The 14,730-nt window shown below is 44.8% G+C and carries 7 protein-coding genes and 2 pseudogenes; 6 read left to right on the forward strand and 3 right to left on the reverse strand.

The genetic code is table 11. The features are described from left to right. Positions 1-132 precede the first annotated feature (132 nt). Entirely contained in the window at positions 133-1,116 is a 984-nt protein-coding gene (locus MiSe_RS09340) for a glycosyltransferase family 2 protein (RefSeq protein ID WP_226577914.1), read from the reverse strand. A 202-nt stretch (positions 1,117-1,318) separates the two neighbouring features. Next, positions 1,319-1,528, reverse strand: coding sequence for a hypothetical protein (locus MiSe_RS09345; protein WP_226577917.1), 210 nt, complete (start codon positions 1,526-1,528; stop codon positions 1,319-1,321). Between the two features lie 418 nt (positions 1,529-1,946). Here MiSe_RS09345 and MiSe_RS09350 point away from each other — a divergent pair. The 6 genes and pseudogenes from MiSe_RS09350 to MiSe_RS09375 all read left to right on the forward strand — a co-directional run bounded on the left by MiSe_RS09350 (position 1,947) and on the right by MiSe_RS09375 (position 11,024). Then, positions 1,947-3,148 (forward strand): annotated as a pseudogene (locus MiSe_RS09350) (RNA-guided endonuclease InsQ/TnpB family protein). Positions 3,149-3,181: 33 nt separating this feature from the next. Further along, positions 3,182-4,102, forward strand: a pseudogene (locus MiSe_RS09355) (glycosyltransferase family A protein); the annotation flags it as partial. Between the two features lie 274 nt (positions 4,103-4,376). After that, a complete protein-coding gene (locus MiSe_RS09360; RefSeq protein ID WP_226577920.1) occupies positions 4,377-5,210 on the forward strand; it encodes a transcription factor RcaD in 834 nt (277 codons plus the stop codon). 22 nt (positions 5,211-5,232) lie between these two features. Continuing rightward, entirely contained in the window at positions 5,233-7,218 is a 1,986-nt protein-coding gene (locus tag MiSe_RS09365; RefSeq protein ID WP_226577922.1) for a P-loop NTPase family protein, read from the forward strand. An 8-nt stretch (positions 7,219-7,226) separates the two neighbouring features. Beyond that, a complete protein-coding gene (locus MiSe_RS09370) occupies positions 7,227-9,932 on the forward strand; it encodes a DNA translocase FtsK (RefSeq protein WP_226577925.1) in 2,706 nt (901 codons plus the stop codon). Between the two features lie 165 nt (positions 9,933-10,097). Beyond that, positions 10,098-11,024, forward strand: coding sequence for a ParA family protein (locus tag MiSe_RS09375; RefSeq protein WP_226577928.1), 927 nt, complete (start codon positions 10,098-10,100; stop codon positions 11,022-11,024). Between the two features lie 53 nt (positions 11,025-11,077). Here MiSe_RS09375 and ileS read toward each other — a convergent pair whose 3' ends face one another. Further along, positions 11,078-14,674, reverse strand: a complete 3,597-nt coding sequence (gene ileS, locus MiSe_RS09380; protein WP_226577931.1) for an isoleucine--tRNA ligase — start codon at positions 14,672-14,674, stop codon at positions 11,078-11,080. Positions 14,675-14,730: the final 56 nt, after the last annotated feature.

Here is a 14,730-nt window from a genome sequence, read left to right on the forward strand (position 1 = left end):
GATCTTCAACGCTAGTCTTTAGACGCGGAAACTGTCAACTGATTTGAGATTTTAGATTTTAGATTTTAGATTTATTTTGCCTAAGAAGCGCTTTGAAAATCTGCAATCTGCAATTCTTTTATCTAAAATTCCCTATTGTAGCCATTCGATTGTCCTTGCTGGTTCGGGAAGTTTGGCTTCTCGCTGTCCCGCCGAGCGATTGATGGCACAATAGAGGTTAATCGGACTGGCGATCGCATCGACCCAGGGAGCTTTTCCGGCGATCGCAGCCGCCCCCGCGACGGGCAGTTCTTTTACCAACCAACGACTCAAGCGATAAACGCTTTCTTTCCAGGTGAAGTCTCGCATCAATTCCACCCCGTAAAGTTCGTGCAGGTAGCGGTTAGAACGCCCGTAGCGTCGCCACTGGCTTTTCAATTCTGCTATGGTAGCGCGGTGACGGTGCTGTACAAGTGCCATTTCGGCAAAATAAAGTTTCCAAGACGTTTCTCGTCCAATTCGCCAGCACATGTCCGCATCGCCGCCTGTCGTCATGTAGGGACGGAATAATCCGATCTCTTCAAACACTTGGCGTCTGATGCCCAAATTAGCAGTTTGACCGTATGGGCAAAAAGGATGGGCTAAAGTATCTTTTTGAGTAAGAATACTCTGGCGTTCGGCGTATTTTTCTAGTAAGGTTTCCCCCGGTAAAGCGGTAATTTCACCCACCACTAAACCGACGGCAGGATCGGCAAAGGGTTGTACGAGTTGGGAGATCCACTGGGGTAGGGGGCGACAGTCGGCGTCGGTGAAGGCGAGAATTTCGCCCGTAGATGCTCTAATACCCTTATTTCTGGCAGCGTAGGAGCTTTGGATTTTATTTTCCGTTAGGTGGCGAATCGTCAGTCCTTGGGACTCGGCTTCCTTTTGGGCAGCTTGGAGGATACTGGGAGTGCGATCGCTGCTGTTATTATCCACCAGCAAATATTCTACCTTGGAAGCTGGGTAAGTTTGCGCCTTGAGGCATTCAATTAATCCCGGCAAGTCTGCCTCGCCGTTATAAATTGGCACGATCGCCGAAACCATAGGTAAAAAAGATGGGGTTTGGGGGCTATCTGCTGCTTGATTTAGAGTCATAATACGCGATTATATGGGGCAGCCTTCTAGAGCCATGTTATTACTCTTCTCAGTGGAGTGGCGAGTCTCGATGTATAAAAGACACTCCCTCCCCTAATCGAACATCGGCGGGCAATTGGTAATTTAGCATGGGGAATAGGGTAATCTACCCTCATTCCTGTTTCCCCAAGGACTGGGCGGATAGGACAGCGGGGCGCAAGGATTAAAATATGTAGGGGCGGGTAATACTTTCGGGGCGGGTAATACCTGCCCATTCTGTGGAACCACGAGATATTTCGTTAAACCCGCGCTGACTGGAACCAAGAAATATTTCGTTAAAGCGGCGCTTACAGGAACCACGAGATATTGCGCTTGCACCAGAGTCGTTCACGCGGGGGATGTAGCGCTTGCCGGGACGTTTAAGTTTAGTCAAGGCGCAACTGTGCTAGAATACTTTTCGTCATTACAAGAAGTTAAAACCTACCGACCGACTGGGGGAAAGTTTACGACCGAGGATCCCGTTGCGAGACTAGGATTTTGCCCGCCTTTGGGTAAAAGTATTGCCCTAAGGGTTCCTGAGTTATCAGGATATTAAGACCGCAATGTCTTAAGAATCCCCGTAGCTTTAGGTCAGGGAGTGTCAAAACCATGAACGACCAACCCATTTTTTTATCGATTGTTACCTAAAGTAGTACGGGAGCATGAAAGCCGCCGCGATTTATCCGGTGGATGAAATGCGACACGGCGAATTTATTCGCCGTCAAGATTTCAGAATATTAACTTTTGTGCTTAGGGAATTGCACCAATAATAAACAATTGTACAATTAACTCAGGTCGATAAAGAGAACGCCATGATTACATATGAATTCAAAATCAGAGGAAAGATTGAGCAATACCGAAGGATAGACGAAGCCATTCGGACATGCCAATTTATCCGCAATAAAGCAATTAGATTTTGGATGGATAATCGTGGCGTTAAACTGTTTGAACTGAGCAAATTAAGTGCAGTCTTAGCGTCGGAGTTTGAATTTGCGAGCAAGCTTAACTCTCAAGCCGAGACTTGCCAGCGACAGAGAGAGCATCCTTCTCAATTAAACGGTTTTATGATAACTGTAAATCGGGAAAGCCAGGTAAAAAAGGCTATCCAAGGTTTCAAAAAAACAACCGTTCTGTTGAATATAAAACTACGGGATGGAAGTTATCCAAAGACCGCAAACACATCGAATTCACCGACAAAAACGCTATCGGCGCTCTCAAGCTCGTTGGCAATCACGATCTACACTATTATCAAATCAACCAGATTAAGCGGGTCAGGATAATTCGGCGCAGCGATGGATACTACGTTCAATTTGCAATTGAAGCCTCGCGTAATATCGACATAAAACCAACTGGCAAAACCATTGGTTTGGACGTTGGATTATCTGCTTTTTACACCGATTCCCAGGGAAAAAAGGTAGAGAATCCTCGTCATCTACGTAGCTCGGAGAAGGCTTTAAAGCGATTACAGCGACGAGTTTCCAGAAAGAAAAAGGGTTCTGGCAATCGTAAAAAGGCGATTAATCGATTAGGACGCAAACATTTAAAAGTTTCCCGCCAGCGTAAAGACTTTGCTGTTAAGACGGCATTGTGCGCGATCAAATCTAACGATTTTGTGGCGTTTGAGAAACTGCAAGTGAAGAACATGGTGAAGAATCATCATTTAGCCAAGTCCATTAGTGATGCTGCTTGGTCGCAATTCACCGAATGGTTGGAATATTTGGGCAAGGTTTATGGTCGGATTGTGGTGGCAGTGCCGCCGCAATATACGAGCCAGGATTGCTCTAATTGTGGTCAAAAAGTGAAAAAGTCGCTGTCTGTTCGTACCCATGTTTGTCGATGTGGATGCGTTTTAGACCGCGACTATAATTTGGCGGCAATCAATATTTTGGATAAGGCATTGAAACAAACTGGTTATCAGTTATCAAATACCGTGGGACACACGGGAATTAACGCTTCGGGAGAGACGATCCTCTACGCAGACTTGGCAACAAGCCTGAGCAAGATCGCTCGGTGAACGAAGAATCCGCCGTCTTTTAAGCGGCGGAGTGTCAAGGCTACCAAAGGCAGTTTTTCCGATTATTGGCTGCAACAGTTATTAAAAGTTAAAGGAAACGTTCAATTTATTTTAGTTTATCCTCCCGACACTCCAATTAAGCCGATAGACGACAAGCGAATAAAAGTTATCGTCAGCCCCTACAAAGGCGAAGTCATGCAAAGGTTTACCGGCTTGCTCAACGTCACTAGCGACTACCTGATGGCTTTAGATGACGATGACTTTGTTCATCCCGACATTTTAGAATGTACAGCCGCTTATTTCCAGCGGTTTCCTGAAAGTTGGGTCTTGCGATTAAAAATAGAAAATATAGATTATAAAAATGAAGATCGCATTCAGCAAGATTGGCAGCCGATTCCCGATATTTCTCAACTAGAAATATGCAAAAAGACTCCCGAAAATCCCTTTCCTTTCCAAAGGGGAAACTACAAAGGGTTACTCGAAGTTCCCATTGCGCCTTTGGATAAAAATTTTGACATCCGTCACGCGATCATTCCCTGGAAGCACAGGACAGATATGGAGGGGATTCATTTTGAAAATTTCACTAATCGAGTTTGGAGAAATGCCATCGTTCAACGAGCATTAGCTGAATTTTCAAAAGCGATGCGAATAGTGGGTGCTTTAACTTGGGTTCCTTTATGGAATTTGGATAGATCTTTAGGCTTATTCGTGCAAGCTACGTCTTTTGAGAAAAACAAAATTATCGGACACGCGATGCCAAAACCCGAACAAGTCAGATACATTACCAGAGACGCCTCGTTAAAAGAAGCCCGAATTCATTTAACCGCAGATTCGCTGTTAGTTAAAACTTATCCCCAGTTTGGCTATCTGTGGAATCTGTTCTTTTGGGAATTGTACGCTATTCCCAAGGTAATCGGTAAATCCGTCAAGCAAAAGCTCGTAAAAAGGGTTTAAAAACTAGGGTTAGATGCCCGATTTCCCTCAAGGGCGGTACAAGAAGCCAGATGCTGCCTTTGATATCTTGTCCGGCATAATCACCCACAATCAAAACTCACAGCGTCAGAGCGTCCTGAGCGTCAGAGCGTCAGTCCTAACTATGGGTACTTAAACTGACATGATATGAGACGGGGGCGCGATATGCCAAGGGCTAGCGAAGCTCTCGCCTCCAGCACCCTGCGCTAATGCACAATTTCAATTATGATTAAAATTCAAGCTTGAGTACAGGGAAATGCAAACAAACGAGCTAAAGTTTTTATTAAAGTTGCTGGGTTGCCCGAATTACCGCTCATCCCTTACCGCCAGCGGTTTTAAAGATTTCAAAGGCAAGGACAAAATTTGTCAAGCATTGAGCGCGAGCGAACTGGTAGACTACTCCCGCGAGATTGCCTCGGTCAAGATTTTACCGCCCGGTAGCGCCCTGCTGCAACTGGATGCCTCCCAACTGCCGATTTCAGCCACAGAACTGAAGGTGTTGCAGAAAATAGGCAAAACAGAGGAAAAAATCAAACCCAGCGAGATCGGAAAATTAGCGAAAACAGCCGCCAATCGCGACAATATCTTAGAAAATCTGGCTCAGCGTGGCTTAATCGAAGTCGAGAATCAGCGCAAAAGGCAGAACGCCGAAGTATGGCTAACTGAGCGCGGACTAGAGTATCTCAGGGATGAATATACCGCCACAGGCAAGAATCCTACGCTCAGCTTGGATCTGCTGACAAATTACCTGGGATTTTTACGCAAATCCTTGCGCGCCCAACCCGATGTTCTCCCAACAGCGCCTACGATCGCTGACTTAAAACCCAGTGATGAAGAAATATTACAGATCGTGCGGAATTTAGACCGAGAAGCTGGTACAGAGAATTACCTACCCATCTACTACCTGCGACAGAAGTTACAACCGCCATTATTGAGGGAAGAATTAGATCAAGCGCTGTATCGCTTGCAACGGAATGACCAGATTGAATTGAGTTCGTTAGTAGATCCGACGCCTTATACAGGGGAACAAATTGACGCCGGGATTCCTCAAGATGTAGGAGGGGCGCTATTTTTTATTGTCGTGAACTAGAAAATTTTTCAGTAGCTCAATCATGACATCCATCGACGATATCATCAAACGCGAGGTTAACCCGTTTGACCCGACAACGTTTAAGCAAGGACACTTTTGGCTGGATAAACAAGACGCAGCGCTTACAGTTGACTCGATTCATGCTGAAGCGATCGCAGAAATTGAATCCGTCCTGGACCTAGTTATTAAAGACCACTCTAGCCGCACCGTGATGCTTGCGGGTGATTCAGGTTCGGGCAAAAGTTATTTATTAGGTCGGATTAAACGCACTCTCAACCCTAAAGCTTTTTTCGCTTATATTAGTCCTTGGCCCGATAGCGATGGGATCTGGCGTCACATTTTACGCTATACCGTCGATAGCTTAATGTACGTGAGTGAGGGTGAAGAAGAATCTCAGTTAATGCTTTGGCTGAAGGGTCTATCTGCTTTCACAAAACGCAGCTTAAAACAGCGAATTTTTGATGATAGTGTCTGGACTTTATTACAAAGCGATCGCCAAAAATTCATCAAGCACCTCAAAGACACTTATAAACAAGCTGGTATCTACAACGCGGATAATTTTTTTGGAGTGCTGCACGACCTCACCAATCCAGAATTATATCCCCTAGCCTGCGAGTGGTTGCGAGGTGAGGATTTAAGCGATGAATCTTTGCAAGCCTTAAAAGTGAGACGATCGATTGAAACTGAAGAAGCGGCTTGCGAGATTTTATCAAATTTTGGCAGAATTTCTACCTCAACCCAACCGATTGTCTTGTGTTTCGATCAATTAGAAGCGATCGCTCGCTTACCAGACGGATCTCTCGACCTACAAGCATTGTTCAGCGTCAACTCCAAAATTCAAAATGAGAAGTGGAAAAACTTTTTGATAATTATTAGTATCACCACCGATAATTGGAAGCAAAATGTCAATCGCATCCACCAGTCTGACAAAGCTGGCATCTACAAAGGTATTGGTTTAAAACGTATCAACTTAGACCAAGCTGAAGCTTTATGGCAGTTTCGTCTCTATCCACTCCACAGCCAAGCCAACCCCAAGCCAGACACAAAAATTTTCCCCTTAACCAGGCAAGCTTTAGAAGAAAAATTTCCCGGTGGTAAAACTGACCCCCGTAACACACTCGCTCTGGGACGCCAGCTATTTCAAGCATACAAAAAAATTGTAGAGCCGATTATCATAATAGATCCAGAAACAGAGTTATTAGCCGCATTAAAATTATTGTGGCAGGATGAATATAAAAAAGTTCAATCCAGCATTACCAAAATTGATCTATATCCTTCGCAATTAATTGGGATGTTGGTAGAAGTTTTAACAGCACAAGTTAAAGAAATTAAAACTAAACTTTTAACAGGTCACTTTGCCGGTTATTCAGTGACTTATCAAAATCCGAAACAACCGGGAACGGTAGGAATAGTTTGGACAGAAGACTCCAACATGAAAAGTTTTTTCAATGCCATGAATGCTTGCCAAAAAGCAATTGATAATAATCTCTGTCAAAATCTACACCTAATTAGGGCTGCAAGTGTAGGAGATAAAAAACTTGCAGGAAACAAAATTTATCGACAAATTTTCACAGGTTCTCCCCATCGTCACATCCAGCCAAATCTTGATTCGGTTCATTATTTGGCTGTGTACCAAAATTTAGTCAATGCGTCTCTCGCCAATGAATTGGTAGTAGCAGGCAAAACTATTAATCGTAAGGAATTAGACTCTTTAATTTGCCAGACAGAGATTTTTAAAGGTTGCAATCTATTGCAAGAATTGGGTATTGTTGAATTCAGCAAGATTAAAGAGCCAGATATGTTGTCTGTTAAGGAGTTCTTGTTGAATTTAATCGTCACCCAGGGAATGATGGGATTACCCAAGTTGATTAAAGAAGCTTGCGAGTTGGAGCAAGTGAATGAAACCCTAGTTGAAAAGCTGGTTCATCAGTTATGCGTAGAACGAAAAATTAGAATTGTTAATCCCAAAGAAAAGCGGGAAGAACAATTAGTATGTTGGATACCATAAATTAATTTATGCAATACTTGACCAAAAATGCTGAAATTAAAGAAGTTATTGCTAAATTAGCAACTGCTAAAACTTTGTGGTTAGATACAGAAACCGCTCATTGGAATACTCCTGAGCCTAAAATATCTTTGATTCAGGCGTTAGCAGAACCGGAGGATTTGACAGGCGATTGCGCCTACATTATAGACGTATTAAATAAACCGGATTTGGTGGAAGAATTTATTAGCCAAGTCATGGAAAATCCTGAAATAGAAAAAGTATTTCATAATGCAAAATACGATTTAAAGTTTCTGGGTAAAGAGCGGGCGAAAAACGTAACCTGTACTTATAAAATAGCTAGAAAAAGAAAGCGCGATCGCTTACAAGTTCCCAACTTACAACTCAAAACTTTAGCCGAACATCTTTGCCACTTCTCTAACGTAGATAAAGCAGAACAAGGAAGCGATTGGGGGCAACGTCCTCTCACTCCCAAACAGCTTCAGTATGCCAAAATGGATGTGGTTTATCTGGCTCAAGTGCATCGCCGTTTATTAGAAATAATTGACATCGATCGAGCTAATAATATTTTTAATATGCCAAAGAATGGAAACAATCATTTTACCCCTACCCCTACTAAAGTCAGAGTTGCTTTTGAATGTCCTCGGCTATTTTATTTGCATCAACACTTTGGCGGCAATACTCTATTCTTACCAAAGGATGCTACGACGGGAATTGGTAAAGCCTTTCATCAGTTAGCAGATAAATTCGTGAATTTAGCTCAAAGATCGCCTGAATTTAAAACTTTGTTTGAGCCAGCAGCAGAACATATAAAGGTAGAAGAAATAGCATGGCAAATGCAACAGCTATTTTACCGAATGGCTTTTTATCCTTATCTAAATCAACAAGATCAAAGTCTTGCTCCAGCACTGTTGCAAATCTGGCAAGGATTAAAAGGAATCATCCGCCGCTGGGCAGAATTACTGGTAGTAAATCGACGCTATTGCAGCGGCGAAACTGTTATTAGTAAAACCTTTGTCACTCAGTCACGTAAACTAGAACATTACTTTAATTTACCTGATGGCACGCAGCAGCGAGTTGCAGGAGAATTTGATTGCTTAATCTATAATTGTGAACTCGAACGCCTTTGTGTCGTGGAATTCAAAACTTATCAACCAGAAGATACAGCCGCACAATTAGCTCAAGTTTCCCTCTACAGCTATATGCTGAAGGAAAAGCAAAATGTGCCAGTTGACTCGGCGGTTTACTGCGTCTTGCCAGAATTTAAAGAATACTACTATTCCTGGGAAGAATTAGAAAACACAGTACACAGTTTAATTCCCCATAAATTGCAACAAATGCGCCAATGGTTAACCTGGGAATCTGGGCAACCAAATCCACCACCAGCAACCATTCAATCCGAGCTTTGTCTAATTTGTCCGCAGCAGGAAAAGTGTCAAACATTTTTTGATGTTGCTGATGGGAACGATCGGGAGGCAGAGCCTCCCATAACTCGTTCCCAGGTTGAACCTGGGAACGAGAATCTAGAGGCAGAGCCTCTAGTCCAAGCCACTACAGATGCAGATAAAATCGGTCAAGAATTAGTTCGGGAGGCAGAGCCTCCCATAACTCGTTCCCAGGTTGAACCTGGGAACGAGAATCTAGAGGCGGAGCCTCTAGTCCAAGCCACTACAGATGCAGATAAAATCGGTCAAGAATTAGTTTCCACCCTTGATTCTTTTAGCATTAAAGTTGATTACCTGGGTGCAGTTGTCGCGCCTGCATTTATCCGGGTGAAGCTCAAACCTCATCCTGGGGTAAAAGTTGTTTCTCTGTTAAATAGATCGGCAGATTTACAGGTGCAACTGGGGTTAGCACAACCGCCGATGATTGCACCTCAAGCTGGTTATGTCAGCGTCGATTTACCCCGCCCAAATCACCAAATTGCTAAAGTTGAAGATTATATTAAACGTCAAAGATTACCCCCAACTGCACCTGTAAAAATTGCCATAGGGGTGAATTTGGATGGGAAATTGGTAGAAGCAGATTTATCCGATGCGAATACCTGTCACTTTTTGGTGGGGGGTACGACGGGTAGCGGCAAGAGTGAATTTTTGCGAAGTCTTCTGCTTTCGCTTTTGTATCGCCACTCCCCTACCCAGCTAAAAATTGCTTTGGTAGATCCCAAGCGGGTGACATTTCCAGAATTTGAGCAGATCCCCTGGTTGTATGCGCCTGTGGTGAAAGATGGGGAAAGCGCGCAAGCACTGATGACCGATCTAGTCGCGGAAATGGAATCGCGATACTATCAGTTTGAGACGGCTGGGTGTGCTGATATCGGCGCTTACAACCAAAAAGCTGCCAAATCCTTACCCCGCATTGTTTGTATCTTTGATGAGTATGCCGATTTTATGGCAGAAAAAGAAATTCGCAATGCGCTAGAATCGAGCATTAAACGGTTGGGTGCGATGGCACGAGCAGCTGGCATTCACCTGATCGTTGCTACCCAACGTCCAGAAGCTAAGGTTGTGACTCCTTTGATCCGTTCCAACTTACCGGGGAGGGTTGCACTCCGGACCGCCAGTGAGGCAGATTCGACTATTGTGTTAGGGGGGAATCAAAAAGCAGCTGCCTACTTGCTGGGTAAAGGCGATTTGCTCTACCAGCTGGGATCTCAGTTGCACAGGTTGCAAAGCTTATTAGCTACAACTATTCAGTTGTCGAAAAGCGAGCGCTAGCTGGTCAAAAAAGCCATCGGCTGTTAATTTTTTCAACTCAACCTCAACCTTAAGCTAAAAATTGCACTCTTTTCCCTTGTTGCTGAAACATATTCTAGATCTACCCCAGACACCCAGCTTTCCCAATACCTTCCCCGGCGTCATTATTGAAAAGGACTCTAACCAATGGGATTCATCATTGCAACTGCCAACATGAAAGGTGGCGTCGGTAAGACCACCCTAACCGTAAACCTCGCCGCTTCTTTAGTCAAGGATTTTGGTAAAAAAGTTTTGGTGGTCGATCTTGACAACCAAATCAGCGCCACTCTCAGCTTAATGTCGCCTCAGGACTTCGCCAAGCGCCGCCGAGATAAGCGGACGTTGCGCCATCTGATCAACAAGGCAATTAAACCGGATATTAAGCTATCCATTCCCGTTCAAGATGTGATTTTTCCCTACGTTTCTAGCTTGAAGGGATTTGATTTATTGCCAGGGGATATTGACCTGTACGATGAATTTTTAGTTTCTGAAATGCTTTATGAAAAAGCGATGCTTTCGGGAACTAATAATTTTGAACAAATTTGGACTAAGTTTGAACTGTTCTTGGTGAAAAACCTTTTGGAGCCTGCCATAAACGACTATGATTTTATTATCCTAGATTGCGCCCCTGGCTATCATCTTTTAACGCGCAGCGGTTTGCTGGCAAGCGATTTTTACGTATTACCCGCCAAACCAGAACCTTTATCTGTGATTGGGATTCAGTTACTCGAAAGACGAATTGCACAATTGAAAGAAACTCACAAAGACGATCCGATCAATCTGCAATTGCTGGGAATTGCCTTTACGATGTCTGGTAATATGATCACCGGCAGGTACTACAATCAAGTGATGCGGCGAGTGAATGAAGATTACAGCGCTGCTAAAATCTTCAAAACTCGCATTCCGGTTGATGTTAATATTTCTAGAGCGGTTGATACTTTTATGCCGGTTGTTTTGTGCAGTCCCCAGTCTCCAGGTGCTAAAGCTTTCTCCCAGTTAGGGCAAGAATTTATGCAGAAAATAACGGTTATTACGACTCAGAAGCAAAACCCCACAAGGATTGATTTTGAGTAATTGTTAAGCAAGCATCCCGGTTTCTTTAAGAAACCGGGATGCTTGCTTTGTGTTTAAAACTGACCTGCTAATGCTGGGATGCAACGTTCGCATAACAGCGGATGTAGCGATGATTCGCCGACGTGAACTGAGTAGTTCCAGCAGCGATCGCATTTTGTCCCATCTGCTTTCACCACGCCAATCAACAGCGTATCCGATTGTCCTTTATACTGCAATTCTTCCAGTGCTGCTGGCGAGTCTACCAGTTCCACCTGGGAGCATATCAACAGATAACGCAGTTCATCCACTCCGTTGGTCATTGGTAATGGGTCATTGGTAATTGGTGTTTGTTGTGACTCAGTATCTGTTTGAGTTGGAACTTTGGTTTCTTGCTCTAGCTCTGGACTCTTCTCCTTTCCACGAATTTCTCTCCCCATGTCAGCTGTATCATCTAATACTTCTGTTTGGATGGATTTTAGTCGAGCGGCTAGGTTTTGGCGATCGCTTGCGAGTAGTAAATTATTTTTGACGAACACCATCGAGTACAACATCCCGACGAGTTCAAATGAGGTTTGTAGCAGCGGCAGACTATTCACCGTCCCTACAATTACCCATACCACGCGCAGAACGATTAGCAGCGTTACAAGCATTCCAACTGTTATCAGCGATTTGCCGTATTTTTGCAGAAATTCATCCAGATAATCTGGTAAATTTCCTATAACCGTCGCCACTTTTTTGAAGCTTAGCTGGGATTTTTGTGGTGCTTTTTCTACCACTAGCGCTAGTTCTTCTGGAGGCGCTACTTCAACTGCAACGTGAATTGCTTCGGTGTCGTCTTCGGGTTGGGAAGTATCTTCGGGTAATTTTATCCCTGGCGGCAGCGAACTGGGGGGATTTAATGCCTGCAATTGCTGGCGCAATTCCTCATCGGCGACGTAGAGTAATACCTTTGCATCTAAAGATGAGCCTATCATCTTTTCGGCGCGGGCTTGCTCCATTACCTTGTTAACTTCGCCGCGAATTTGACGCAGTTTTTGCCACTTGGCGGCGAGTTCTGGATTTTTCCACTGTTCCTCTATTTTGACCCAACCCGATTCAAAGACGGATTTGTAGGGTGTTTTGTAAGGGAGATATTGCCAGATATCTTCTGCCATGTGGCAGAGGACGGGTGCGATCGCCCGTGCTAAATTCTCTAATGCGATCGCCATCACCGTTTGACAGGTGCGGCGGCGGAATGTATTTTCGGCACTGATATACAACCTATCTTTGGCGATATCTAGATAGAAGTTGGATAAATCCACGACGCAGAAATTCTGCAACGCTTGGAAGAAGCGGAAAAATTGATAGCTTTCAAATGCTGCGGTTACTTCTTCAAACACCTCGGTCATCCGGTGCAGCATGTAGCGGTCGATTTCGGGTAGTTCCTCGTAGGGCACCGCATCTTTTGCCGGGTCAAAATCGTGTAAATTCCCCAACAAGAAGCGCGCCGTATTGCGGATTTTCCCGCGAATATCTCCTAACTGCTTGAGGATATTCTCACTCAAGGGAACATCGTTCGTGTAGTCTACCGAAGACACCCACAGACGCAACACATCTGCACCATAAGCGGGGAGTTCGACTTGCTTATCTTTCCCGTTTTGTTTGAGGGTAATTTTGCCGCCCTCGATGATTTCATTGGGGTCGATCCCATTACCCAAGGACTTACTCATTTTGCGTCCTTGTTCGTCTACGGTAAAACCGTGGGTTAAAACGGTTTTATAGGGTGCAATGCTGTTATTTGCTACGCTTGTGAGCAAGCTGGACTGGAACCAACCCCGGTGTTGATCCGATCCTTCCAGATACATATCGACGGGATAGACTAATTCTGGACGCTGCTTTGCTACTGCCGCCCAAGAAGATCCAGAATCGAACCAGACATCCATCGTGTCTGTTCCTTTGCGGTAAGTATGACCGTTATCGCGGTATTTTTCCGGCAATAATTCTGCCGTTGATAATTCCCACCAGGCGTCGGAACCAATTTCTGCGATAATTTTCTGGACGTAGGCGATTGTTTCTTCGTTTAGCAGCGGTTCGCCTGTTGCTTCGTCGTAGAATACTGGAATCGGGACGCCCCAACTGCGCTGACGGGAGATACACCAATCAGAACGTTCTGCCACCATAGGGGTGATGCGATTTTCCCCTTGGGATGGAATCCATTTTACGGATGCGATCGCTTCGAGTGCCTTTTCCCGGAATCCCTCTACGGAAGCGAACCACTGTTCCGTCGCCCGAAAGATGGTAGGTTTCTTAGTCCGCCAATCGTAGGGATATTTGTGTTCGTAACGTTCTTGTTTCAGCAAGCACCCCGCTGCTTTTAGTCCCTCGATCACGGCGGCGTTACCTTCGCTGATATTTTGATCGCCTTTAGTTACGACGGACAACCCAGCAAACTGTCCTGCTTCTGCGGTAAACTTCCCATCTGCATCCACCGGCGACAGGATGGGCAAATTGTACCGCTGACCGACCATATAATCTTCCAGACCGTGACCGGGTGCGGTATGTACTAACCCCGTTCCGGACTCGGTAGTAACGTAATCTCCCCCGATGACAATCTGACTAGAGCGGTCAAATAGAGGATGGCGGTAGGTAGCACCTTCCAAATCCTTTCCCGTCACCATTGCTTTTTTGTGCAGCTTCGATCCCAGGGTAGATGACAACCGATCTACTAAATCTGCTGCTACCAGGAGATACTTAAACTTAATCCCCTGACTTTCCTTTTCCGCTTCTGGTGCAGCAGTTGAAGGTTTTTCTTTCCCCTTGCCTTTAAGAGAAGGTTTCGTTTCTGTTTTCTCTTCTTTTTCTGGGGTAGATGCGGACTGGGGTTCGATTTCCACCACCGCGTAAGTCAATTCTGGATTGACGCTGACGGCTAAATTAGCTGGAATAGTCCAAGGCGTTGTCGTCCAGACTGCTACACCCAAATCGGGTAAATAATCTTCCAAATCCAATTTCAGCGCTGGTGGCAAATCCGTCATCGGGAAAGCGACGTAGATGCTGGGAGAAGTATGACCTTCCGGATACTCTAACTCAGCTTCTGCCAGTGCGGTTTTAGAACTGGGACTCCAGTGAACGGGTTTTAGACCGCGATAGATATATCCTTTTAACACCATCTGACCGAATACGCCGATTTGTGCCGCTTCGTACTCTGGTTTTAAAGTCAGATAAGGATTCTCCCAATCCCCCCAAACGCCGTAGCGCTTAAAGCTTTCCCGCTGTTCGTCAACAGCTTTGAGGGCGAAATCCCGCGCTTTGTGGCGTAATTCCAACGGCTTCAGTTTTTGCCGTTCTTCTTGTTTCAGTTGCTGCAATACTTTCAGTTCAATTGGCAAACCGTGACAATCCCAACCGGGGACGTAGCGCACCTTGCGTCCTCGCAGCAACTGATACTTGTTAATAATATCTTTAAGAATTTTATTCAGCGCGTGACCCAAGTGTAGGGACCCGTTAGCGTAGGGTGGGCCGTCGTGCAAAATAAACAGATCGCCTGGATTATTCTGGGAAAGTTTTTCGTAAATCTGATTTTCTGCCCAAAACTTTTGGATTTCGGGTTCTCGCTTGACTGCGTTGGCACGCATGTCAAAGTCTGTTTTGGGTAGGTTTACAGTGTCTTTGTATGTTTTTGCTTCGGTCATAACATTTAGTAGCCTTGTCCTATAGATTTCTGTTTTGACTTTCTTTGTGTCCTTTG

Source organism: Microseira wollei NIES-4236 (assembly GCF_020521235.1).
GTDB lineage: Bacteria > Cyanobacteriota > Cyanobacteriia > Cyanobacteriales > Aerosakkonemataceae > Microseira > Microseira wollei.

What these genes read in the sequence shown, in the direction of transcription:
- MiSe_RS09375 (WP_226577928.1), top strand. Translation starts at nt 10,098, where the DNA reads ATGGGATTCATCATTGCAACTGCCAACATGAAAGGTGGCGTCGGTAAG.
- MiSe_RS09370 (WP_226577925.1), top strand. Translation starts at nt 7,227, where the DNA reads ATGCAATACTTGACCAAAAATGCTGAAATTAAAGAAGTTATTGCTAAA.
- MiSe_RS09360 (WP_226577920.1), top strand. Translation starts at nt 4,377, where the DNA reads ATGCAAACAAACGAGCTAAAGTTTTTATTAAAGTTGCTGGGTTGCCCG.
- MiSe_RS09340 (WP_226577914.1), bottom strand. Translation starts at nt 1,116, where the DNA reads ATGACTCTAAATCAAGCAGCAGATAGCCCCCAAACCCCATCTTTTTTA.
- MiSe_RS09365 (WP_226577922.1), top strand. Translation starts at nt 5,233, where the DNA reads ATGACATCCATCGACGATATCATCAAACGCGAGGTTAACCCGTTTGAC.
- ileS (WP_226577931.1), bottom strand. Translation starts at nt 14,674, where the DNA reads ATGACCGAAGCAAAAACATACAAAGACACTGTAAACCTACCCAAAACA.